This is a genomic window from Klebsiella sp. F11, from assembly GCF_056712265.1.
Map to the genome: position 1 here is coordinate 3,767,845 of NZ_CM160060.1, position 22,606 is coordinate 3,790,450.

General features: G+C 58.1%; 19 protein-coding genes and 1 pseudogene. 12 read left to right on the forward strand and 8 right to left on the reverse strand.

The features are described from left to right. The first annotated feature begins 43 nt into the window (after positions 1 to 43). Together aat and infA are read left to right on the forward strand one after the other, a co-directional pair. Positions 44 to 748 (forward strand): leucyl/phenylalanyl-tRNA--protein transferase, encoded by a 705-nt coding sequence (gene aat / locus AC1M2H_RS18680; protein ID WP_480151982.1) that lies wholly within the window; start codon positions 44 to 46, stop codon positions 746 to 748. 510 nt (positions 749 to 1,258) lie between these two features. After that, on the forward strand, positions 1,259 to 1,477 hold the full coding sequence (gene infA / locus AC1M2H_RS18685) for a translation initiation factor IF-1 (RefSeq protein ID WP_002211347.1): 219 nt from the start codon (positions 1,259 to 1,261) through the stop codon (positions 1,475 to 1,477). Positions 1,478 to 1,613: 136 nt separating this feature from the next. Here the strand turns inward: infA and clpA are convergent, their stop codons facing one another. Further along, entirely contained in the window at positions 1,614 to 3,893 is a 2,280-nt protein-coding gene (gene clpA, locus AC1M2H_RS18690) for an ATP-dependent Clp protease ATP-binding subunit ClpA (protein WP_464414792.1), read from the reverse strand. Between the two features lie 30 nt (positions 3,894 to 3,923). After that, on the reverse strand, positions 3,924 to 4,241 hold the full coding sequence (gene clpS / locus AC1M2H_RS18695) for an ATP-dependent Clp protease adapter ClpS (protein ID WP_095095606.1): 318 nt from the start codon (positions 4,239 to 4,241) through the stop codon (positions 3,924 to 3,926). 325 nt (positions 4,242 to 4,566) lie between these two features. Here clpS and cspD point away from each other — a divergent pair, with 325 nt between their 5' ends. Continuing rightward, a complete protein-coding gene (cspD, locus tag AC1M2H_RS18700) occupies positions 4,567 to 4,788 on the forward strand; it encodes a cold shock-like protein CspD (RefSeq protein WP_426815306.1) in 222 nt (73 codons plus the stop codon). A gap of 68 nt (positions 4,789 to 4,856) precedes the next feature. Here cspD and macB read toward each other — a convergent pair whose 3' ends face one another. The 3 genes from macB to AC1M2H_RS18715 form a co-directional block, all read right to left on the reverse strand. Continuing rightward, positions 4,857 to 6,803, reverse strand: coding sequence for a macrolide ABC transporter ATP-binding protein/permease MacB (gene macB / locus AC1M2H_RS18705; RefSeq protein ID WP_480148550.1), 1,947 nt, complete (start codon positions 6,801 to 6,803; stop codon positions 4,857 to 4,859). Then, complete coding sequence (macA, locus tag AC1M2H_RS18710) at positions 6,800 to 7,915, reverse strand: macrolide transporter subunit MacA (protein WP_480148551.1); 1,116 nt, start codon at positions 7,913 to 7,915, stop codon at positions 6,800 to 6,802. Before macA ends, macB begins: the two co-directional genes overlap by 4 nt. A gap of 101 nt (positions 7,916 to 8,016) precedes the next feature. Further along, complete coding sequence (locus tag AC1M2H_RS18715; RefSeq protein ID WP_480148552.1) at positions 8,017 to 9,675, reverse strand: ATP-dependent endonuclease; 1,659 nt, start codon at positions 9,673 to 9,675, stop codon at positions 8,017 to 8,019. Between the two features lie 390 nt (positions 9,676 to 10,065). On the opposite strand from AC1M2H_RS18715, the gene aqpZ reads away from it, so the two are divergent. The 4 genes from aqpZ (at position 10,066) to hcr (ending at position 14,566) form a co-directional block, all read left to right on the forward strand. Next, a complete protein-coding gene (gene aqpZ, locus AC1M2H_RS18720) occupies positions 10,066 to 10,761 on the forward strand; it encodes an aquaporin Z (protein ID WP_464414794.1) in 696 nt (231 codons plus the stop codon). A 127-nt stretch (positions 10,762 to 10,888) separates the two neighbouring features. Next, positions 10,889 to 11,788 (forward strand): LysO family transporter, encoded by a 900-nt coding sequence (locus tag AC1M2H_RS18725; RefSeq protein ID WP_480148553.1) that lies wholly within the window; start codon positions 10,889 to 10,891, stop codon positions 11,786 to 11,788. Between the two features lie 145 nt (positions 11,789 to 11,933). Beyond that, the gene (hcp, locus tag AC1M2H_RS18730; RefSeq protein ID WP_480148554.1) at positions 11,934 to 13,586 is read left to right on the forward strand and encodes a hydroxylamine reductase; all 1,653 of its coding nucleotides are present in this window, start codon (positions 11,934 to 11,936) and stop codon (positions 13,584 to 13,586) included. An 11-nt stretch (positions 13,587 to 13,597) separates the two neighbouring features. Continuing rightward, complete coding sequence (gene hcr / locus AC1M2H_RS18735) at positions 13,598 to 14,566, forward strand: NADH oxidoreductase (protein ID WP_480148555.1); 969 nt, start codon at positions 13,598 to 13,600, stop codon at positions 14,564 to 14,566. Positions 14,567 to 14,611: 45 nt separating this feature from the next. Here hcr and AC1M2H_RS18740 read toward each other — a convergent pair whose 3' ends face one another. Then, complete coding sequence (locus AC1M2H_RS18740; protein ID WP_480148556.1) at positions 14,612 to 15,046, reverse strand: DoxX family protein; 435 nt, start codon at positions 15,044 to 15,046, stop codon at positions 14,612 to 14,614. 151 nt (positions 15,047 to 15,197) lie between these two features. Here AC1M2H_RS18740 and poxB point away from each other — a divergent pair, with 151 nt between their 5' ends. The 4 genes and pseudogenes from poxB (at position 15,198) to AC1M2H_RS18760 (ending at position 20,589) form a co-directional block, all read left to right on the forward strand. After that, positions 15,198 to 16,916, forward strand: coding sequence for a ubiquinone-dependent pyruvate dehydrogenase (poxB, locus tag AC1M2H_RS18745; protein WP_480148557.1), 1,719 nt, complete (start codon positions 15,198 to 15,200; stop codon positions 16,914 to 16,916). A 116-nt stretch (positions 16,917 to 17,032) separates the two neighbouring features. Continuing rightward, positions 17,033 to 18,034, forward strand: a complete 1,002-nt coding sequence (ltaE, locus tag AC1M2H_RS18750) for a low-specificity L-threonine aldolase (RefSeq protein ID WP_480148558.1) — start codon at positions 17,033 to 17,035, stop codon at positions 18,032 to 18,034. Between the two features lie 10 nt (positions 18,035 to 18,044). After that, positions 18,045 to 19,479, forward strand: a pseudogene (locus tag AC1M2H_RS18755) (SDR family oxidoreductase). Positions 19,480 to 19,575: 96 nt separating this feature from the next. Next, complete coding sequence (locus AC1M2H_RS18760) at positions 19,576 to 20,589, forward strand: NAD-dependent epimerase/dehydratase family protein (RefSeq protein WP_480148559.1); 1,014 nt, start codon at positions 19,576 to 19,578, stop codon at positions 20,587 to 20,589. A gap of 7 nt (positions 20,590 to 20,596) precedes the next feature. On the opposite strand, the gene AC1M2H_RS18765 is transcribed toward AC1M2H_RS18760, so the two are convergent. Both AC1M2H_RS18765 and AC1M2H_RS18770 read right to left on the reverse strand, forming a co-directional pair. Continuing rightward, on the reverse strand, positions 20,597 to 21,427 hold the full coding sequence (locus AC1M2H_RS18765) for an N-acetylmuramoyl-L-alanine amidase (protein WP_480148560.1): 831 nt from the start codon (positions 21,425 to 21,427) through the stop codon (positions 20,597 to 20,599). A 2-nt stretch (positions 21,428 to 21,429) separates the two neighbouring features. Then, a complete protein-coding gene (locus AC1M2H_RS18770; protein WP_095098017.1) occupies positions 21,430 to 21,750 on the reverse strand; it encodes a heavy metal-binding domain-containing protein in 321 nt (106 codons plus the stop codon). A gap of 117 nt (positions 21,751 to 21,867) precedes the next feature. Between AC1M2H_RS18770 and AC1M2H_RS18775 the strand changes: the two genes are divergently transcribed. Next, a complete protein-coding gene (locus AC1M2H_RS18775; protein ID WP_480148561.1) occupies positions 21,868 to 22,386 on the forward strand; it encodes a lipoprotein in 519 nt (172 codons plus the stop codon). Positions 22,387 to 22,606: the final 220 nt, after the last annotated feature.

Genomic DNA, 22,606 nt, shown 5'->3' on the forward strand with positions numbered 1-22,606 from the left:
CAGCGAATATACTGGACAATTACTGGTGCGTATTGAGGTTAAAATGCGTCTGGTTCAGCTCTCCCGTCAGTCCATTGCCTTCCCCGCTCCGGAAGGCGCCCTGCGTGAACCGAATGGCCTGCTGGCGCTGGGGGGCGATCTTAGCCCGGCGCGCCTGCTGATGGCCTATCAGCACGGCATCTTTCCGTGGTTCTCACCGGGGGACCCTATTTTATGGTGGTCTCCCGATCCCCGCGCGGTGCTGTGGCCCGGAGAGTTTCATCTCAGCCGCAGCATGAAGCGCTTCCACCAGCGCTCCCCCTATCGCGTAACGCTAAACCATGCTTTTGGCGAAGTGATTGAGGGCTGCGCCACCAATCGCGATGAGGGCACCTGGATTACTCCCGGCATCGTCAAGGCCTACCACCAGCTGCACGAGCTGGGGCACGCGCACTCAATTGAGGTGTGGCGCGACGAGACTCTGGTTGGCGGGATGTACGGCGTGGCTCAGGGGACGCTGTTTTGCGGCGAGTCGATGTTCAGCCATGCGGAAAACGCGTCGAAAACGGCTCTGCTGGTCTTCTGCCAGGCGTTTATGCGCGATGGCGGCCAGCTCATTGACTGCCAGGTGCTCAATAATCACACCGCGTCGCTGGGCGCCGTCGAAATTCCCCGCCGCGACTATCTCGATCGCCTGGCGCAGTTGCGCAGCCAGCGTTTACCGGAACGATTTTGGGTACCGAGGGTGCTATTTACCGGCAATGCGTAAATGTTTTCAGCACATTCTTCGCCGGGATGGTATAATTTCGCGGTAGAGTAGCTTCTGCCCGTTGCCCCGCCGCCGTTTGGGAATAATAAGAGTCAGATAACGCCCATCGTTCTGTCACTCCCCCCTTTACGTTTGCGCCTGTCGTGCGGTTTATCCGCGTGCATTCCGGGCAATGCGCCAAAACTACTTCAGTGATTTAAACCCAAACTTATTCATGATGCGCCGGGACGACAAACCAAACGCCAGGCTGCATCAATAACTATGTGACCGTGAGAACTAAGGCAGCCAGCAAGATAAAGTCTATAGACACGCAATAGATCGGGTTGCAGGCGGGCGGCAAGTGAACGGCTCCCCAGCGCTTACCGAAACAGGTAGCCGGGGCCGATGAACGCAGCCAGCGTGGATGCAACGCGAAGTGTAGCGGTATAAACGTAAAACTTTACTTACTCGCTGAACTTCGGCATTATCTTGCCGGTTCAAAACTACGGTAGTGATACCCCAGAGGACTAGATGGCCAAAGAAGACAATATTGAAATGCAGGGCACCGTACTTGACACGTTGCCTAACACAATGTTCCGCGTAGAACTGGAAAACGGTCACGTGGTAACTGCGCATATTTCCGGTAAAATGCGTAAGAACTACATCCGCATTCTGACGGGCGACAAAGTGACTGTTGAGCTGACCCCGTACGACCTGAGCAAAGGCCGCATTGTCTTCCGTAGTCGCTGATAGTTTTCCGCCCTCGTGGCGTTAGATGCGAAAGGCCGGGATAATTCCCGGTCTTTTTACATCCTCTCTCCGCTAAGCGACTGCGGACATAAAAAAACCGGCCCACAGGCCGGTTTTTGACGTTTTAGAGTAAGAATTAATGCGCCGTTTCCGGTTTGTGCTTCTGCGCACTTTGGAAGTCATAGGTCAGCGAACTCTTCTCTTTATCCAGCGCGACGGTAACCTGTCCGCCGTCGACTAACGAACCAAACAGCAGCTCGTTGGCCAGCGGTTTCTTCAGGTTATCCTGAATCACCCGCGCCATTGGACGCGCGCCCATTGCCCGGTCATAGCCTTTTTCCGCCAGCCAGTCTCGCGCTTCCTGACTCACTTCCAGCGACACGCCTTTCTGATCCAGCTGAACCTGCAGCTCGACGATAAACTTATCCACCACCTGATGGATCACCGTCGTTGACAGGTGATCGAACCAGATAATGTTGTCGAGGCGGTTACGGAACTCCGGCGTAAAGATCTTCTTGATCTCATCCATCGCATCCGGGCTGTTATCCTGATGGATAAGGCCAATCGACTTACGCTCGGTTTCGCGCACGCCGGCGTTGGTGGTCATCACCAGCACCACGTTGCGGAAGTCCGCCTTACGGCCGTTGTTGTCGGTCAGCGTACCGTTGTCCATCACCTGCAGCAGCAGGTTAAAGACGTCCGGATGCGCTTTTTCAATCTCATCAAGCAGCAGCACCGCGTGCGGATGTTTAATCACCGCATCGGTCAGCAGCCCGCCCTGATCGAAACCAACGTAGCCCGGAGGCGCGCCGATCAAACGGCTGACGGTGTGACGCTCCATATACTCGGACATATCAAAGCGCAGCAGCTCGATACCGAGCGCCTTGGCCAGCTGTACGGTGACTTCGGTTTTCCCGACGCCGGTAGGCCCGGCGAACAGGAAGGAGCCCACCGGCTTATGCTCGTGGCCCAGTCCGGCGCGCGCCATCTTGATGGCTTCGGTTAAGGCCTCGATCGCCTTACCCTGACCAAAGACCAGCATTTTCAGGCGATCGCCAAGATTTTTCAGCGTATCGCGGTCGCTCTGGGAGACGCTCTTCTCAGGGATGCGGGCAATGCGCGCCACCACCGATTCGATATCCGCCACGTTAACCGTTTTCTTACGCTTGCTGGCCGGCATCAGCCGCGCCCGCGCGCCCGCTTCGTCGATAACATCTATCGCTTTGTCCGGCAGATGACGATCGTTAATATATTTCACCGCCAGCTCAACCGCCGCACGCACCGCTTTCGCCGTGTAGCGCACATCATGATGCGCCTCGTACTTCGGCTTCAGGCCGTTAATAATCTGCACCGTTTCTTCTACCGAAGGTTCAGTAATGTCTATCTTCTGGAAACGCCGGGCCAACGCGCGGTCTTTTTCGAAGATATTGCTGAACTCCTGATAGGTCGTCGAGCCCATCACCCGAATCTTGCCGCTGGAGAGCAGCGGTTTAATCAGGTTGGCGGCATCGACCTGGCCACCGGAAGCGGCGCCCGCCCCGATGATGGTGTGGATCTCATCGATGAACAGAATACTGTTGGTATCCTGCTCCAGCTGCTTCAGCAGCGCTTTGAAGCGTTTTTCAAAATCACCGCGGTATTTCGTTCCTGCCAGCAGGGAGCCGATATCCAGCGAATAGATCGTGCAGTCGGCCATGATTTCCGGCACGTCGCCCTGCACAATTCGCCAGGCCAGCCCTTCGGCAATCGCGGTTTTACCGACGCCGGACTCACCCACCAGCAGCGGGTTGTTCTTACGACGGCGGCACAGGACCTGAATGGCGCGCTCCAGCTCTTTTTCGCGGCCAATCAGCGGATCGATTCCGCCTACGCGAGCAAGCTGATTGAGGTTGGTGGTGAAGTTTTCCATACGATCCTCCCCGCCTGCTTGCTCTTCATTGCTGGGCTGGCTTCCGCTGTTTTCGGAAGGCTGGCTCGGCTCGTCTTTACGCGTACCGTGAGAGATGAAGTTCACCACGTCAAGGCGGCTGACTTCATGTTTACGCAGCAGGTAGGCCGCCTGCGACTCCTGCTCGCTAAAAATAGCGACCAAAACGTTGGCGCCGGTCACTTCGCTGCGGCCAGAGGATTGTACGTGGAAGACTGCACGCTGCAGTACGCGCTGGAAGCTCAGCGTCGGCTGAGTGTCGCGCTCTTCTTCCGTGGCGGGTAGAACAGGCGTGGTCTGTTCGATGAAGGCTTCGAGTTCCTGACGCAGCGCCACCAGGTCCACGGAACACGCTTCCAGCGCTTCCCGGGCCGAAGGGTTGCTGAGCAGCGCCAGCAGCAAGTGCTCGACGGTCATGAACTCATGACGGTGCTCGCGCGCTCTGGCGAAAGCCATATTTAAACTGAGTTCCAGTTCTTGATTGAGCATAGGCACCTCCCCCAATTTTCATGCCTGTCTTCAGGCTTTCTCTAGCGTACACAGCAATGGATGCTCGTTCTCCTTCGCATACTGGCTCACCATCGCGACTTTGGTTTCCGCAACCTCTGCGGTAAATACACCACAAATCGCTTTACCTTGATAGTGAACCGTCAGCATCAGTTGCGTTGCACGTTCTACATCATAAGAAAAGAATTTTTGTAACACGTCAATAACAAACTCCATTGGAGTGTAGTCATCATTGAGCAATATCACTTTATACATCGATGGTGGTTTAAGCTCATCGCGCACTTCGTCTTCAAGCAGCTGATCGAAGTCCAGCCAATCTTTCTTACTCATCGTCAGTATTCATCATCGGTTGCTGTTGCCAACAGGCGGCGGCCTGTCGATGATCAAAAGTTATGTCCATCACAAATCTACAATAGAACATAGATAACTATCATCTATTACTTCCATCCGCGATGTCTGTCACATTCCCCGGCAATAGCGTTAACTGCTTCAAATTTTGACGCATTTTTCGCCTTCCCCTACCGTCAATCGCTTGACGCCTTTTCGTATTTCTCTAAATTGTACTGGCGAGAGTTGGCGAGCATTTGAACAACTCGTCACTCCACTACCGGTTCATTCCATCTTACTTAGAAAGAATTACGAAGGATGTCGAAGTATGGAAATGGGTACTGTTAAGTGGTTCAACAATGCCAAAGGGTTTGGTTTTATTTGCCCTGAGGGCGGAGGCGAAGACATTTTCGCCCATTACTCCACCATTCAGATGGATGGTTACAGAACGCTAAAAGCCGGACAATCCGTTCGGTTTGATGTTCACCAGGGACCGAAAGGTAATCACGCCAGCGTGATTGTTCCTGTAGAAGCGGAAGCGACTGCATAACTCTTTCGCTTCATTGTGTACATCCTGCCAGTAAAATGCCAGTCCTTCTGACTGGCATTTTTTTGCCGCTACTCGCGCGCCAGCGCATCCACCGGATCGAGACGGGCGGCGTTTCGCGCAGGAAGCCAGCCAAACAGCACGCCGGTTAGCGTCGAACACAAAAACGCCGTCAGCAGCGCCAGCGGGGAGAAGCCAATCTCCCAGCCAGGCAAAAACAGCTGCAGCACGAAGGCAATCATCAGCGAGAGCGTCACCCCCAGCGCGCCGCCCACCAGACACACTAAAACAGCCTCAATCAGAAACTGCTGCAGCACGTCGCTGGCCCGCGCGCCGACCGCCATGCGGATACCGATCTCACGGGTTCGTTCGGTTACCGATACCAGCATGATATTCATCACCCCGATGCCGCCAACCACCAGCGCGATAACCGCGACCAGCGTCAGAAACAGCTGTAGAGTATGTGTGGTCCGTTCCGCCGTTTTCAAGATGCTGTCCATATTCCAGGTGAAAACATCTTTTTTACCGTGCCGCAGTTCGAACAGACGCAGCAGCTGCTGTTCGGCGGTGGCGCTATCGTATCCTTCGCGCACCCGCACGGTGATTGAGTTCAGCCACGACTGTCCCATCACTCTTCCAGCCATAGTGGTATAGGGCAACCAGACGCGGAGGATTTTGCTGCTACCGAACATCGACTGCTTCTCATCCGCCACGCCGATCACCGTCGCGGGCATATTGCCAACCAGAATAACCTCGCCTACCACCCGCGCCTTGTGCGGAAACAGCTGGCGCCGCGTATTGCTATCCAGCACCACCACCTGCGCCCGGCTGCTTAGCTGCAGCTCATTGAAGGTATTGCCTTCGCTAAAGGTCATGCCGTAGACGTTAAAGTACTGCGCGCCGACGCCCTCGGCGCTGGCGGCGACGTCGATATTATCGGCGCGCAGGCGCAGGTTCTTCGATACCGCGGGCGTCGCCGAGCTGACCCAGGGCTGCTTTTGAATAGCCAGCAGATCGTCATACTTCAGCGCCTGCTGAAAGCGGGGATCGTCATCGCCGAAATCCTTCCCGGGATAGACATCGATCGTGTTGGTGCCGATGGCGCGAATGTCCGCCAGCACCATTTGCTTCGCCGCATCTCCCACCACCACAATCGACACAACCGAAGCGATGCCGATAATAATGCCGAGCATGGTAAGCAGGGTGCGCATTTTATTGGCGGTCATGGCCCGCCAGGCCATCACCAGCGCCTCGCGAAAGCCGCTGCTGAACTGACTCCAGGCGGAGGGTTCGGCCGCAGAGTTCTGGCGAATAACGCCGGCGCTGCCTGTCCCCTGAGGCGGCGGATTACTCACGATCTCGCCATCGTGGATCTCAATGATCCGCTCGGCCTGCGCTGCGACCAGCGGATCGTGGGTAACGATAATCACCGTATGCCCCTGCGATTTCAGCTGGTGCAGAATCGCCATCACCTCTTCGCCGGAATGACTGTCCAGCGCGCCGGTCGGCTCATCCGCCAGAATAACTTCTCCGCCGTTCATTAGCGCGCGGGCGATGCTCACCCGCTGCTGCTGGCCGCCGGAGAGCTGCGAGGGCTGATATTCCGCCCGATCGCCAAGCCCCAGCCGCACCAGCAGTTCGCGGGCGCGCTCCAGGCGAGCCTGCCGTTCAGTGCCAGCGTAGACCGCCGGCACCTCAACGTTCTGTACCGCCGTCAGGTGCGACAGCAGATGGTAGCGCTGGAAGATAAAGCCAAAATGCTCTCGCCGCAGCCGGGCCAGCTCGTCGCCGCTGAGCCGCGATACGTCCGTTCCCGCCACCCGATAGGTGCCGCTGCTCGGCTTATCGAGGCAGCCGAGGATATTCATCAGGGTCGATTTACCGGAGCCGGAAGCCCCGACAATGGCCACCATTTCTCCGGCGGCGATGCTCAGCGTGACCCCCTTGAGGACATCGACGCTCCCGTCGCCGGAGAGATAGCTGCGGCGGATATCACGCAGTTCGAGCAGCGCCGTCATTTAGTCGTCCCGGGCGCGCTTTCCCCGATGATAACCTCATCGCCTTCGTCCAGGCCCTTCACTATCGCCACATCGATATCGTTGCGCGCGCCGATAGTGACCTCCCGCTCTTTGACATCGCCGGCGCGCAGCAGCCGCACGCGATAGCGGTTTTCACCGACGGCGTCCCCCAGCGCGCTCAGCGGAATAGCGATCGTATTTTTCACTTCCGCCATCTGGATATGGACCTGGGCCGTCATATCAAGACGCAGGATCCCCTGCGGGTTGGGGACCTCAAAGCGGGCATAGTAGAAAATGGCGTCGTTCACCTTTTCCGGAGTGGGTAAAACGTCCTTCAGGGTCCCTTCGTAGCGGGTAAGCGGGTCGCCAAGCACGGTGAACCACGCTTTTTGCCCGGCGCGCAGGTGAATAACGTCCGCTTCAGAGACCTGCGCCTTCACCAGCATGGTGCTGAGATCGGCGAGGGTCAGAATATTCGGCGCCTGCTGGGCGGCAATCACCGTCTGCCCCTGCAGAGTGGTGATTTGCGTCACTTCCCCGGACATCGGGGCCACAATTTTGGTGTAATCGAGGTTAGTTTTCGCCGTATCCAGCGTGGCCTGGTTGCGCTTGACCTGCGCCTCGATGGTGCCAATTTGCGCCTCTTTGACCGCTAAATCGGTGGCCGCGGTATCCAGCTCCTGGCGGGAAACCAGCTGGCGCTGCGCCAGCTGCTGCTGACGCGCCAGGGTCACGGCGGCAAGCTGACGTTCGGCGCGGGCCTGATTCAGCTGCGCGCGCAGCTCCATCAGCGTCGCTTCGACTTCTTTAATTTGGTTCTCCGCCTGCTCGGGATCGATAACCCCCAGCAGCTGATCCTTCTGTACCTTGTCGCCGATACTCACGCGCAGCGTTTTCAGCTGCCCGCTCACCTGCGCGCCAACGTCGACTTTACGTACCGCGTCCAGCTTACCGGTTGCCAGCACGCTCTGCTGGAGATCGCCTTTACGCACCACCAGAGTCTGATAGTTCGGCAGCGGCGCGTTCAGCACCCGCCATCCCCAGATGACCAGAGCCAGCACGCCAATAGCCAGTAGCCACCAGACTTTCCTGCGTTTTCCATTGAGCTTCATAAAAATTCCTGATGTTTTAAACCGCAGCGCAAGACGATGATTCTATCTGGAGATCGCGAAAACATAACCCTGAATTTGATGCATTCTTGCCGTTAACGCACTTAATCCGCCCGGCCGCGCGCCAGCCACAGCACGCGAGAGAACATTTTCTTCAGCAGCGCCGGCACCGCTTCAATCCCGCGCCTCCCGGCCTCCATCGCCACTTCAATCGCCAGATCCGGTTTTGATGAACGATGAATAGCTTTGGTGATCACCCGCCGTATATTCATCGGCACGTTTGGCGGCAGCTGCGCCACCCGATGGTAAACATCGTTAAAGCCCTGGCGATACATAAAGTGTTCCATGTCCAGCGCCGGGAGCGTCGTCAGATGATCGCGTTCCAGATCGCGATCGTCGTTAAGCAGGCTGCGCACCGTCGCGGCGTATTTCTTCCCCGCCTCGTCGCCATCAACCAGAACGTGCCACTGAATGCCCATCCGGCGGGCGAATTTAATCAGCGGTTTTAATCCCGACTGGGCAAACTCGATGACCTTCACCCCTTCTGCGTCAAAGTGATGCCCACACTGCCTGGCCAGTTCGTTGATAACCCAGGTCTCGGTCTCCCCTTCCACCAGCAGCCAGCAGCGGGCAAACAGCGACGACGCGCGATTGAAGCGAATGTGAAAGGCAATACGCCGGCTGTCTTCGGCATTCATTCCCCCCGGCCCAAGCCGCCAGGCCGAGACGCGCGACGATTCGCGCACCAGCCGGCAGACGTGCTCAACGGGGGTCAGCGACAGCAGCTCGCCGGAGTTGGTGGTGGTCACGCGCTGCAGCGGCAGCAGGTTGAGCAGATGCCAGGCCACGGAGAGCATAATCGGGTGCAGCCGGGTTTCCGGGTCTTCAATCAGCAGCAGCGGCCGCGCGTCGCGATCGAGCTGGACCGTACCCTTGGCCTGCAGCAGCGTGGAGAACAGCCCCAGCAGGATCACCCGATGGCTGCGCCCGCCGGGCTTATCAATCATCCGGTTGATGATATCCAGATAGCGCCAGCTGCGTTGCTCATCGTGCGAATGCCGGCGCATCAGGCGATTGCGGGACTGGGCGCTGCTCTGCTCGGCAAAATAGTGCTCAAGGAGCTGCACCATGGCCGACAGCCCCTGACGGATCTGGCCATCGGTTAAGTTTTGCGGATGGTTCACCAGCTCGCGGGAGAGATAGTCCAGCTGGCGGGCGGTGATCTCAATTTGCGGCGAGTGCGGCACGCTGTCGTTATGGATGCGCCGCATAAAGCGGGCGTCGCGCAGGCGCAGGACCGGCATCAGGCGCACCAGATGGCGCACGATCTCGTCAATATCTTCCAGCTCCAGCGCTTCCCCTTTGCCGTCAATAAAGGTGCGCAACGTCATCACGCTACCGTCATCGGCCAGCTCGCCCTCCAGACGATAGAAAATTCGCTGATAGCCGTCATCACAGGGTACCCAGCTGGCGCTGAGCGGGCGAAAGCGTCGCACCCGGTGGTGGCCAGGCTCGCTCTCGCGGAAAGTCAGAATAATGTGCAAATGGTGCTCGCGTCCCTGCACGTCGCCGGGCGGGAACCAGAAATCATCCCGGACAAAATGGTAAAGCTCGAACTCTGGCGACAAGAGCAGCGACAGGGCATCCAGCAGGCTGGATTTTCCCCACGCATTCTCGCCGATCAGCACGTTATTTTGCTCCAGCATCAATGATAAACGATTGATACCGCGAAAACCGACGATCTCCACGCGTTCAAGAAGCATATCCCCTCCGCTCAGTAACCACTTTCTCCTTCAGTTATCAGCAGTATAGCGACACATGCTGGAACATGACACTGCCGCAAACGCCAATATCAGCAGGGGCGAAAAAAACGTTTTCTATATGGTTATTGCCAGAGTATTTGTTTAAGAAATAATTCATTCGCCGCAGTGGTTAGATCTATTATTTTTGTACTACTCTTTTCTTGCACAATGAATGGTATAAGGATTAACATCACCTTGCCCTGAATCAAACTACAGCTATTTATTTAACTGGTTACAGGATGACGATAGTCCATAAAATAGCGGCGCTTTATTTTTATCTTCATCCTTTAGTTGATAAATAAAGAACGGCACGTTAGAGCGTGCTCATTAACATTATTATTTGAGGTGGTTATGTTTAGAAAATTAGCAGCGGAATGTTTTGGTACATTCTGGCTTGTGTTCGGTGGCTGCGGCAGCGCGGTTCTGGCAGCAGCATTCCCGGAGCTGGGAATAGGGTTTGCCGGGGTGGCGTTGGCATTTGGTTTAACCGTATTAACGATGGCATTTGCCGTGGGTCATATTTCCGGCGGGCACTTTAACCCGGCGGTGACCTTAGGCCTGTGGGCCGGCGGCCGTTTCCCGGCTAAAGACGTGATCGGTTATATTATCGCCCAGGTAGTTGGCGGTATTATTGCGGCCGGCGTTCTGTACGTGATTGCCAGCGGTAAGGCGGGCTTTGACGCAGCGGCCAGCGGCTTCGCCTCTAACGGCTTTGGCGAACACTCGCCGGGCGGCTACTCGATGCTTTCGGCAATTGTTATCGAAATTGTTCTGACCTGCGGCTTCCTGCTGGTTATTCACGGCGCAACGGATAAAAACGCTCCGGCGGGCTTTGCGCCGATCGCCATTGGCCTGGCGCTGACCTTAATTCACCTCATCAGCATTCCGGTAACCAATACTTCCGTCAACCCGGCGCGTAGCACCGCGGTCGCTATCTTCCAGGGCGGCTGGGCGCTGCAGCAGCTGTGGCTGTTCTGGGTTATGCCAATTATCGGCGGGATCCTCGGCGGCGTGCTCTACCGCACCCTGCTGGAAAAGCGCAGCTAATCTCCCCTTGCTATCGCGCTCAGGCCCGGCTATGCCGGGCCTTTCTTTTTGGCGACGGCTTTACTCGATTCAATGATTTGAGTAGTGTCAGTGGCGCTATTTTCACTCTGCAAGGACCACGTCGTTCATGTTTTCGGGATTATTGATCATTCTGCTGCCGCTGGTTATCGGCTATATCATTCCACTTCGTCAGCCATCAGCCCTAAAAATCATCACGCGACTTTTGAGCTGGATTGTCTACGTTATCCTCTTTTTCATGGGGATTAGCCTCGCCTTCCTCGACAATTTAGCCAGCAACCTGCTTTCCATTCTTCATTACGCTGCGGTGAGCGTGGTCATTATTCTGCTGTGTAATATTGCGGCATTGATGTGGCTTGAGCAGAAGATGCCGTGGCGCAGCCAGCATCGGCAGGAGAAATTACCTTCGCGCGTGGCGATGGCAATGGAATCGCTGCAGCTGTGCGGCGTAGTACTTATTGGTTTCCTGATTGGTTTGAGCGGTCTGTCATTTCTGCAGCACGCCACCGAGGCCAGCGAATATACGCTGATCTTCCTGCTGTTCCTGATTGGTATTCAGCTACGCAATAACGGTATGACCCTGCGGCAAATAGTGCTTAATCGCCGCGGAATGATTGTGGCAGTGGTCGTCATGGCCAGCTCATTACTTGGCGGAATGATCAACGCCTTTATTCTCGACCTGCCGCTAAAAGCCGGACTGGCAATGGCTTCCGGATTTGGCTGGTATTCGCTCTCAGGGATCCTGATGACCGAATCTTACGGGCCGGTAATTGGCAGCGCCGCGTTCTTTAACGATCTCTCCCGCGAGCTGCTGGCCATTATGCTTATTCCCGGCCTGATTCGCCGCAGCCGCTCAACGGCATTAGGCCTCTGTGGCGCGACCTCGATGGACTTTACGCTTCCGGTATTACAGCGCTCCGGCGGCGTCGAAATCGTGCCCGCGGCGATTGTTCATGGCTTTATTCTGAGCCTGCTGGTACCCGTGCTGATGGCCTTTTTCGCCGCTTAATCCCCTCATGGCGGTAGTCATCTACCGCCAAAATTGCGCTAAATCAATCTCCCTGTAAATTGTATTAGAAATACCTTTTATCCCTGCGCGCCCGGGCATAACCTTAAACATGTATATTAAATATAACTTTAAAAAAGGTGTGACCATGTTTTGTGTGCAATGTGAACAAACCATCCGTACCCCGGCAGGGAACGGCTGCTCTTACGCGCAGGGTATGTGCGGTAAAACGGCCGAAACCTCCGATCTGCAGGATCTGCTGATTGCCTCCCTGCAGGGTCTCTCCGCCTGGGCCTCTAAGGCTCGTGAATATGGCATTATTGACCATGAAATTGATAACTTTGCGCCGCGGGCCTTCTTCTCCACGCTGACCAACGTTAACTTCGACTCTCCGCGTATCGTAGGCTACGCGCGCGAAGCCATTGCGATGCGCGAGGCGCTGAAAGCCCAGTGTCTTAACGTTGACGCCGGCGCGGCGGTAGATAACCCGATGGCCAGCCTGCAGCTGGTTAGCGACGATTTGGGCGACCTGCAGCGCCAGGCAGCAGAATTTACCCCCAACAAAGACAAACCGGACATCGGCGAGAACATCCTCGGCCTGCGCCTGCTGTGCCTGTACGGCCTGAAAGGCGCCGCGGCCTATATGGAGCACGCTCATGTTCTGGGTCAGTACGACAACGCTATCTACGCTCAGTACCACAAAATTATGGCGTGGCTGGGCACCTGGCCTGCCGACCTGAACGCTCTGCTGGAGTGTTCAATGGAAATCGGCCAGATGAACTTTAAGGTCATGAGCATTCTGGACGCCGGCGAAACCACTAAATACGGCCACCCGACCCCGACTCAGGTCAACGTGAAATCGGTTGAAGGTAAGTGCATCCTGATCTCCGGCCACGACCTGAAAGATCTGTATAACCTGCTGGAACAAACCGAAGGCACCGGCGTTAACGTCTATACCCACGGCGAAATGCTGCCGGCGCACGGCTATCCTGAACTGCGTAAATTCAAACACCTGGTCGGCAACTACGGCAGCGGCTGGCAGAATCAGCAGGTTGAATTTGCCCGTTTCCCTGGCCCTATCGTGATGACCTCTAACTGCATCATCGATCCGACCGTTGGCGCCTATGACGATCGCATCTGGACCCGCAGCATCGTCGGCTGGCCGGGCGTGAGCCACCTGGAAGGGGAAAACTTCGCGCCGGCGATCGCCCAGGCGCAGCAGATGGCCGGCTTCCCGTATAGCGAAATTCCGCATCTGATTACCGTCGGTTTCGGCCGCCAGACCCTGCTGGGAGCCGCGGATACGCTGATCGATCTGGTCAGCCGCGAAAAGCTGCGTCATATCTTCCTCGTCGGCGGCTGTGACGGCGCGCGCGGCGAGCGTAACTACTTCACCGACTTTGCCACCAGCGTTCCGGACGACTGCCTGATCCTGACCCTGGCCTGCGGGAAATATCGCTTCAACAAGCTGGACTTCGGTGATATCGAAGGCCTGCCGCGCCTGGTGGATGCCGGTCAATGCAACGATGCCTACTCGGCGATTATTCTGGCCGTCACCCTGGCGGAAAAACTGGGCTGCGGCGTGAACGACCTGCCGCTGTCGCTGGTGCTCTCCTGGTTCGAACAGAAAGCGATCGTGATCCTGCTGACCCTGCTCTCCCTCGGCGTGAAAAACATCGTCACCGGCCCAACCGCACCGGGCTTCTTCACCCCGGACCTGCTGGCGATTCTTAATGAGAAATTTGGCCTGCGCTCCGTGACGACCGTTGAACAAGACATGCAGCAACTGTTGAGCGCGTAAGGAGCGAACGAATGACTATGCCAACCCATCAGTGCCCGTGGCGGATGCAGGTACACCACATCCATCAGGAAACCCCGGACGTCTGGACGGTATCGCTGCTGTGCCACGATTACTATCCTTATCAGGCCGGGCAGTATGCACTGGTCAGCGTACGCAACTCGGCGGATACGCTGCGCGCTTACACGCTCTCCTCTACGCCGGGCGTCAGCGAATACATTACGCTGACCGTGCGCCGTATTGACGACGGTGCCGGCTCGCAGTGGATAACCCGCGACGTCAAGCGCGGCGACTACATCTGGCTGTCCGACGCCATGGGTGATTTTACCTGTGCAGACAAACCGGCGGACCGCTTCCTGATGCTGGCGGCCGGCTGCGGCGTGACGCCGATTATGTCGATGCGTCGCTGGTTGGCGAAGTATCGTCCCGAGGCGGATGTGCAGGTTATTTTCAACGTTCGTTCGCCGCAGGACGTGATTTTCGCCGCAGAGTGGCGTCAGTATGCGGTCACCCTGGTGGCGGAAAACCACGCCACCCACGGTTTTGTCGCCGGTCGCCTGACCGCCGATCTGCTGAAACGCGTGCCGGATCTGCCCTCGCGTACCGTGATGACCTGCGGGCCGGCGCCTTATATGGAGATGGTTGAGCGGGAAGTCAGCGCGCTGGGCGTAACGCGCTTCTTTAAAGAGAAGTTCTTTACGCCGGTCGCCCAGGCGGCGACCAGCGGACTTAAATTTACCAAGCTGCAGCCGGCAAAAGAGTTCTATGCGCCGGTGGGCACCACCCTGCTGGAGGCGCTGGAAAGCAACAAGGTGCCGGTTACCGTCGCCTGCCGCGCCGGCGTCTGCGGCTGCTGCAAAACCAAAGTGGTTGCCGGCAACTATGTGGTCAGCAGCACCATGACGCTGACCGGGCAGGAGATCGCCGATGGCTACGTGCTGGCCTGCTCCTGCCACCCGCAGGGCGATTTGGTTCTGGCTTAGCGGAGAATCATCCTCAACGACAAGCCCCGCCTCAGCGGGGCTTTTTTATTTCCACGCCGGGTCTTTTGCCAGCGAATAGCGGCCGGCGCCCATAAAGGCGATCGCCAGCGCGCCAATAAAGAAATAGACCAGGCTCTCAATCGCCCACGCCCCAGTTTTATCCAGCTGCCAGGTTTCCCCCGTGCCGACCATCAGCCACGCCACCACCATGGTAAACGCCAGCACCAGCGCCGCCGGACGGGTGAGGATCCCCAGAATCAGCAGGCACGGCGCCAGCACTTCCCCCACCAGTACGCCGTAGGCAATAAACCCCGGTAGCCCCTTCGCCACCAGCATCCCGCTGATGCCCGCCACGCCGTCAAACAGCTTATGCAGCCCGTGGAACAACATCAGCCCCCCCACGGCCAGTCGTAACAAGAGTTTGCCGAAATCGTCGTGATTTAGCATTTTATTAACAGCATTTAACAGAGATTTAACCATTTGAAATGATTCCTGTTTACCCTTTTAGTGGTAACAGATTATGCGGAATTTTCGCGCAATAATACCAGCGGAAAATGGGAGTAAGATACGGGCGTAACGATGAGTTTCATCTAAGCTTGTAAGCGTTATCACATAAAGGAGATGGAGAACCATGAAACAAACTGTGGCCGCATATGTAGCGAAAACTCTTGAACAGGCCGGCGTAAAGCGCATCTGGGGCGTCACCGGCGATTCACTCAACGGACTGAGCGACAGCCTGAACCGCATGGGTACGATCGCCTGGATGCCGACGCGCCATGAAGAAGTTGCCGCCTTTGCCGCGGGCGCCGAAGCCCAGCTTACCGGCGAACTGGCGGTATGCGCCGGCTCCTGCGGCCCGGGCAACCTTCATCTGATCAACGGCCTTTTTGACTGCCACCGCAACCACGTTCCCGTGCTGGCCATCGCCGCCCACATCCCCTCCAGCGAAATCGGCAGCGGCTATTTCCAGGAGACCCATCCGCAGGAGCTGTTCCGCGAATGCAGCCACTACTGCGAGCTGGTCTCCACGCCGGAGCAGATCCCGCAGGTGCTGGCCATCGCCATGCGCAAAGCGGTCCTTAACCGCGGCGTTTCGGTGGTGGTGCTGCCGGGAGACGTGGCGCTGAAGCCCGCCCCGGAAGAGGCCAGCAGCCACTGGTACTCCGCCCCGCTGCCGGAGGTGACGCCGCCGGCGGAAGAGATCGCCCGCCTGGCGCAGCTGCTGCGCTACTCCAGCAACATTGCCCTGATGTGCGGCAGCGGCTGCACCGGAGCCCATGCGGAGCTGGTGGAGTTCGCCGCTAAGCTCAAGGCCCCTATCGTCCACGCCCTGCGCGGCAAGGAGCACGTTGAGTACGACAACCCTTATGACGTCGGAATGACCGGGCTGATCGGCTTCTCGTCCGGCTTCCACACCATGATGAACGCCGACACCCTGGTGCTCCTCGGCACCCAGTTCCCCTACCGGCCTTTCTACCCCAGCAGCGCAAAAATCATTCAGATTGATATCAATCCCGGCAGCATCGGCGCGCACAGTAAAGTCGATATGGCGCTGATCGGCGATATTAAATCGACCTTAAAAGCGCTGCTGCCGCATCTGGAAGAGAAGACGGATCGCCGCTTCCTCGACAAAGCGCTAGAGCACTACCGCGAGGCGCGTAAGGGGCTCGACGATCTGGCGAAGCCAAGCGATAAGGTCATTCATCCCCAGTACCTGGCGCAGCAGATTAGTCGCTTCGCCGCTGACGACGCCATTTTCACCTGTGACGTCGGCACGCCAACCGTCTGGGCCGCGCGCTATCTGAAAATGAACGGCAGGCGCCGGCTGATCGGCTCGTTTAACCACGGTTCAATGGCCAACGCCATGCCGCAGGCGATTGGCGCCAAGGCAACGGCGCCGGAGCGGCAGGTCGTCGCGATGTGCGGCGACGGCGGCTTCAGCATGCTAATGGGCGACTTCCTCTCGCTGGCGCAGATGAAGCTGCCGGTAAAAATCGTGATCTTCAACAACAGCGTGCTGGGCTTTGTGGCGATGGAGATGAAGGCCGGGGGCTATCTGACCGACGGCACCGAGCTGCACGACACGAACTTCGCCCGAATTGCCGAAGCCTGCGGCATTAAAGGCATTCGCGTCGAAAAGGCCTCCGAGGTCGACGAAGCCCTGCAAACCGCATTTAGCACCGACGGTCCGGTACTGGTCGATGTGGTGGTCGCCAGGGAAGAGCTGGCGATCCCTCCGCAAATTAAGCTGGATCAGGCTAAGGGCTTCAGCCTGTATATGCTGCGCGCGATCATCAGCGGACGCGGGGACGAAGTTATCGAACTGGCGAAAACTAACTGGCTCAGGTAAAACATCCTTTTGAGTCCACACAACATCATTCATGATGCATCGAAGGCCCCGCCGGGGTGATTTACGCGGCTAACGCGGATACAGCGTGAAGGATGAAACATTAACAAGGAAATGCCGTGATAGATCTCCGCAGTGATACCGTAACCCGTCCGGGGCGCGCCATGCTGGATGCCATGCTGTCAGCCCCGGTCGGCGACGACGTTTATGGCGACGACCCGACCGTTAACGAGCTCCAGCGCTACGCCGCAGAGCTGGCCGGGAAAGAGGCGGCGCTGTTCCTGCCGTCCGGCACCCAGGCGAATCTGGTGGGTCTGCTCAGCCACTGCCAGCGCGGCGAAGAGTATATCGTCGGCCAGGGCGCGCATAACTATCTGTACGAAGCCGGCGGCGCGGCGGTGCTCGGCAGCATTCAGCCGCAGCCCATCGACGCGGCGGCGGACGGCACCCTGCCGCTGGATAAAGTAGCGGCAAAGATTAAGCCTGACGATGTCCATTTTGCCCCTACTCGCCTGCTGAGCCTTGAAAATACCCACAACGGCAAGGTGCTGCCGCGCGAATACCTCAGGGAGGCGTGGGAGTTTACCCGCGAGCGCGGCCTGGCGCTGCACGTTGACGGCGCGCGTATCTTTAACGCGGTGGTGAATTACGGCTGCGAGCTGCGCGATGTCGCCCAATACTGCGACTCCTTCACCATCTGCCTCTCTAAAGGGCTGGGAACCCCGGTGGGCTCGCTGCTGCTCGGCAGCCACGACTACATTCGCCGCGCCACCCGCTGGCGTAAAATGGTCGGCGGCGGCATGCGTCAGGCCGGCATTCTGGCGGCTGCGGGCCTGTACGCTTTGCAAAATAACGTCGCCCGCCTGCAGGAGGATCACGACAACGCCGCGTGGCTGGCCGGGGAGCTGCGCGCCATCGGCGCTGAGGTGACCCGCCACGACACTAATATGCTGTTCATCCGCGTTGGCGACGAGCAGGCCCAGGCGCTGGGCGCGTTTATGCAGCAGCGCGGCGTGCTGATCAACGCCTCGCCGATTGTGCGACTGGTTACCCACATCGACGTCAATCGTCAGCAGCTGGCGGAGGTTGTTGGCCACTGGCAGGAATTTTTGAACCGCTAAGGAGTCAGGCGTGTCGCAACCTATTCTGGTGCTCGGCGCCAGCGGCTATATCGGCCAGCATTTGGTGCAGGCATTAAGCGAACAGGGTTATTCGGTGCTGGCGGCGGCGCGCCACGTTGAGCGGCTAAAGAAACGCAATCTCCCGGGGGTGAGCTGTCATGCCATTGACCTGACTCGCCCCCAGGGGCTGCAGGCCCTGCTGGCGCAGGCGGACACCGTTTACTATCTGGTGCACGGCATGGGCGAAGGCGGCGACTTTATTCGCCACGAACGCGAGGTGGCGCAAAACGTGCGCGATGCCCTGCGCGCGACGCCGGTAAAGCAGCTGATATTTCTCAGCTCGCTGCAGGCGCCGGCGGCGGAGCAGTCCGACCATCTGCGCGCCAGGCAGGTCACCGCCGACGTTCTGCGCGAATCCGGCGTGCCGGTCACCGAGCTGCGGGCGGGCATCATCGTCGGCGCCGGCTCCGCCGCCTTCGAGGTGATGCGCGATATGGTCTACAACCTGCCGGTTTTAACCCCGCCGCGCTGGGTGCGCTCGCGCACCACGCCGATCGATCTGGAAAAATCTGCTCTATTACCTGGTGCAGCTGCTCAGCCACCCGGCCAGCGAACATCGCGTCTTCGAAGCCGCCGGACCGGAAGTGTTAAGCTATCAGCAGCAGTTCACCCGCTTTATGGCGGTCAGCGGCCGGCATCGCCTGCTGCTCCCGATCCCTTTTCCCACCCGCTGGATTTCGGTGTGGTTCCTCAACGTGATTACCTCGGTGCCGCCCACCATTGCCAGGGCGCTGATTCAGGGGCTGAAGCACGATCTGCTCGCCGACGATCGCACGCTGCGGGCGCTGATCCCCCAGCAGCTAATCTCCTTCGATGAAGCCGTGCGCCGCACGCTGAAAGAAGAGGAGCAGCTGGTTAACTCCAGCGACTGGGGCTACGATGCGCAGGCCTTCGCCCGCTGGCGCCCGGAATACGGCTACTACCCTAAGCAGGCCGGCTGTACGGTCAGCACCTCCGCCAGCGCGGCGGCGATCTGGCAGGTCGTCAACCAAATCGGCGGCAAAGAGGGCTACTTCTTCGGCAACGCGCTGTGGAAAATTCGCGGCGCCATGGACCTGCTGGTGGGCCATCGTCTGGCGAAAGGCCGGCCGTCGCGCGACCTCCTGCAAACCGGCGACGCGGTAGACAGCTGGAAGGTGATTATCGTCGAACCGGAAAAGCAGCTCACCTTACTTTTCGGCATGAAGGCGCCCGGTCTGGGGCGCCTGAGCTTTACCCTCAACGATAAAGGCGACCGCCGCGAGCTGGACGTCCGGGCCTGGTGGCATCCTCACGGTATGCCGGGGCTGTTCTACTGGCTGCTGATGATCCCCGCCCATCTGTTTATCTTTCGCGGCATGGCGCGGCGTATTGCCCGGCTGGCAGAGCAAATCACAGTCAAATAGGAAGTATGTACGTCATTCTGCTATCATTCTCATTGCATCGTGAGGAGAATCACGGAAAAATGCGCACGAAATTCTTTTCTGGGACAGTAGGTTGATATGAAGGTACTGGTTACCGGTGCAACCAGCGGGTTAGGCCGCAACGCGGTGGAATATCTGCGTACTAAAGGCATCAGCGTCAGAGCGACCGGGCGCAACGAAGCGATGGGCAAGCTTCTGAGCAAAATGGGCGCCGAGTTTGTCCCCGCAGATTTAACCGAACTGGTTTCATCCCAGGCCAAGGTGATGCTCGCCGGTATCGATACCCTATGGCACTGCTCAAGCTTCACCTCGCCGTGGGGCACCCAGCAGGCCTTCGATTTAGCCAACGTCCGCGCCACCCGTCGCCTCGGTGAATGGGCCGTGGCCTGGGGCGTACGCAACTTCGTTCATATCTCCTCCCCTTCGCTCTATTTTGATTATCACCACCACCACGAGGTGCGGGAGGATTTCCGCCCGCAGCGCTTTGCCAACGAGTTTGCCCGCAGCAAGGCGGCGAGCGAAGAGGTGATTAATCTGCTGGCACAGGCGAACCCCAATACCCGCTTTGCCATCCTGCGCCCGCAGAGCCTGTTCGGCGCTCATGACAAAGTGTTCATCCCCCGCCTTGCGCAGATGATGCAGCACTACGGCAGCGTGCTGCTGCCCCGCGGCGGCAGCGCGCTGGTCGATATGACCTACTATGAGAATGCGGTGCACGCGATGTGGCTGGCCAGCCAGCCGCAGTGCGACCACCTGCCCTCCGCACGGGCGTGGAATATCACCAACGGCGAACCGCGTACGCTGCGCAGCATCGTGCAAAAGCTGATTGATGAGCTGGGAATAAAGTGCCGTATCCGCTCGGTCCCCTATCCGATGCTGGATATCATCGCCCGCAGCATGGAGCATTTTGGCAATAAGTCAGCCCGGGAGCCGGCCTTTACCCACTACGGCGTCTCCAAGCTGAACTTTGATTTTACCCTCGATATTTCCCGCGCGGAGGAAGAGCTGGGCTACCGGCCGGTGGTGACCCTGGACGAGGGGATTATCCGCACCGCGGCCTGGCTGAAAGACCACGGCAAGCTGCACCGCTAGCGCCGCACTACCCCTGACCGTATTTCTCCAGCAGCGCTTCGGCGATGGCCTGAGTTTCCGCATCGGCGACGCCATCCCAGCGCGCCGGCCGGAAATGCATCTGAAAGGCCATAATCACCCGTTTCTGCTGCGCTGGCGTCATCTCCGGCGTCACCTGATAGCCGTAGCGGGCGAGTAGATCCAGCAGCTCTGCGCTATCGACCGGCTGCCAGGTCGGGCGACCGTTGAGATAAAATGCCACCCGGCCGGCATCCGGCCAGGCGCCAATCCCCTGCTCTGCCAGCCGCCGCCAGGGAAACAGCGGCCCGGGGTCGTCCTTACGCTGCGGCGCAATATCGGCATGGGCCACCACGTTTTGCGGCGCAATGCGGTAGCGGGCAATAATATCTTTTGCCAGGGGAATCAGCGCATCAATCTGCGACGGATTAAATGGCGTAAAGCTTTTCACCCCCGCCGCTTTCTGCCAGCCGCGGTTCTCCAGCTCAATGCCGATCGAGGTGTCGTTAATCCGCGTGCTGCCGCGCCAGAAGCTGATACCCGCGTGCCAGGCCAGCTCCTCTTCCGGCACCAGCTGCCAGATACGCGGCTTACCGTGGTGCAGCGGCGGCCGTTCAGGGATCAGGTAGTGGGAGCTCACCTGGTTATCGGTCAGGGTCGCCAGCGAGACGTCAAAATCGTCGGCGGTATAGTGAATGACCAATACCTTCACCCGCGGATAGGCGGCCTGCGCCGGATGGCGGGTATCCAGCTGGTAGCCGTCACGATCGATAATTCCCTTTTCCGCCGAGCAGCCCACCAGCAGCAGCGCCAGCATCGCCACGCTCGGGCCAGGGCGCATCCTCACCGGGTCTGCACCGCCGTGCCGCTGACGGTGACCATCAGCATACTGCCATCCTTGCCCACCGTCTCATAATCGATATCAATACCGACTACCGCGTTGGCGCCCAGCGCTTTTGCCTGCTCGCCCATTTCACCGAACGCGATCTCCCGCGCCTTGCGCAGCTCTTTTTCATAGGATCCCGCGCGGCCGCCGACGATATCGCGGATGCTGGCGAAGAAGTCGCGAAACACGTTCGCGCCGAGGATTGCCTCTCCGGTCACGACGCCGCAGTATTTCACGATAGGCTGCCCTTCGAGGGTGGGGGTAGTTGAAAATTGCATCATAAAGCTCCTTCTTTAGCGTTCAAGGTGTTAGCTCTGAGAGTCAAGCACATTCCCGTATCAATACGCTATGCTTGAATGGTTATTTTAACGTAGTGAGCTTATAAGGAAATCATCATGCGCTACAAACTCGTTGCTTTACTTCTCCCCTGCGCGCTGGCACTGAGCGCCTGTACCACCGTCACGCCGGCCTATAAAGATAACGGTCCCCGCAGCGGCGCCTGCATCGAAGGCGGCCCGGATGAAGTGGCGCAGAAGTTTTACGATGTTCAAATCCAGCAGCGTAATCACGACCTGACCGCGCTGCGCCCCTACCTGAGCGACGATCTGGCGAAGCTGCTCGACGACGCGCGCCAGGATCCGTCACGCAGCGCCGTGCTGCAGTCCAACCCGTTCTCCAGTTCGGCTACCCCGGCCGATAGCGCGGAAGTCGCCAGCGCCTCCACCATCCCGAACCGCGATGCGCGCAATATTCCGCTACGCGTTGAGTTAAAACAGGGCAGCAAAACCTGGAAAGATGAGGTGCTGATGATTCAGGAAGGCCAGTGCTGGGCGGTAGATGACGTTCGCTACCTCGGCATTAACGCCCACGCGCCGGCGGGTTCACTGCAACAGAGTCTCGAAAAACGCGGATAAGGGCGCTGAACCTGCTCTACAAAACCGATAACCCCGGTAAAATGTCGGTATTTCATGCGGTAATGCCGACATTTACTCCCGCCTCCCCCACCAACCCATATTTTGTGCTAAGTTTAGAGGTAAATGCGGGTTACATTTAACTTTTAACGCATAAATATTGCATAACTATTCTGTCAAAGGTAGTATTTGCGGCCTCAATAGCTATTCGTATCAGACTGCC

Coding starts and splice junctions, on each gene's coding strand:
- aat (WP_480151982.1), top strand. CDS start 44: ATGCGTCTGGTTCAGCTCTCCCGTCAGTCCATTGCCTTCCCCGCTCCG.
- infA (WP_002211347.1), top strand. CDS start 1,259: ATGGCCAAAGAAGACAATATTGAAATGCAGGGCACCGTACTTGACACG.
- clpA (WP_464414792.1), bottom strand. CDS start 3,893: ATGCTCAATCAAGAACTGGAACTCAGTTTAAATATGGCTTTCGCCAGA.
- clpS (WP_095095606.1), bottom strand. CDS start 4,241: ATGAGTAAGAAAGATTGGCTGGACTTCGATCAGCTGCTTGAAGACGAA.
- cspD (WP_426815306.1), top strand. CDS start 4,567: ATGGAAATGGGTACTGTTAAGTGGTTCAACAATGCCAAAGGGTTTGGT.
- macB (WP_480148550.1), bottom strand. CDS start 6,803: ATGACGGCGCTGCTCGAACTGCGTGATATCCGCCGCAGCTATCTCTCC.
- macA (WP_480148551.1), bottom strand. CDS start 7,915: ATGAAGCTCAATGGAAAACGCAGGAAAGTCTGGTGGCTACTGGCTATT.
- AC1M2H_RS18715 (WP_480148552.1), bottom strand. CDS start 9,675: ATGCTTCTTGAACGCGTGGAGATCGTCGGTTTTCGCGGTATCAATCGT.
- aqpZ (WP_464414794.1), top strand. CDS start 10,066: ATGTTTAGAAAATTAGCAGCGGAATGTTTTGGTACATTCTGGCTTGTG.
- AC1M2H_RS18725 (WP_480148553.1), top strand. CDS start 10,889: ATGTTTTCGGGATTATTGATCATTCTGCTGCCGCTGGTTATCGGCTAT.
- hcp (WP_480148554.1), top strand. CDS start 11,934: ATGTTTTGTGTGCAATGTGAACAAACCATCCGTACCCCGGCAGGGAAC.
- hcr (WP_480148555.1), top strand. CDS start 13,598: ATGACTATGCCAACCCATCAGTGCCCGTGGCGGATGCAGGTACACCAC.
- AC1M2H_RS18740 (WP_480148556.1), bottom strand. CDS start 15,046: ATGGTTAAATCTCTGTTAAATGCTGTTAATAAAATGCTAAATCACGAC.
- poxB (WP_480148557.1), top strand. CDS start 15,198: ATGAAACAAACTGTGGCCGCATATGTAGCGAAAACTCTTGAACAGGCC.
- AC1M2H_RS18760 (WP_480148559.1), top strand. CDS start 19,576: ATGAAGGTACTGGTTACCGGTGCAACCAGCGGGTTAGGCCGCAACGCG.
- AC1M2H_RS18765 (WP_480148560.1), bottom strand. CDS start 21,427: ATGCGCCCTGGCCCGAGCGTGGCGATGCTGGCGCTGCTGCTGGTGGGC.
- AC1M2H_RS18770 (WP_095098017.1), bottom strand. CDS start 21,750: ATGCAATTTTCAACTACCCCCACCCTCGAAGGGCAGCCTATCGTGAAA.
- AC1M2H_RS18775 (WP_480148561.1), top strand. CDS start 21,868: ATGCGCTACAAACTCGTTGCTTTACTTCTCCCCTGCGCGCTGGCACTG.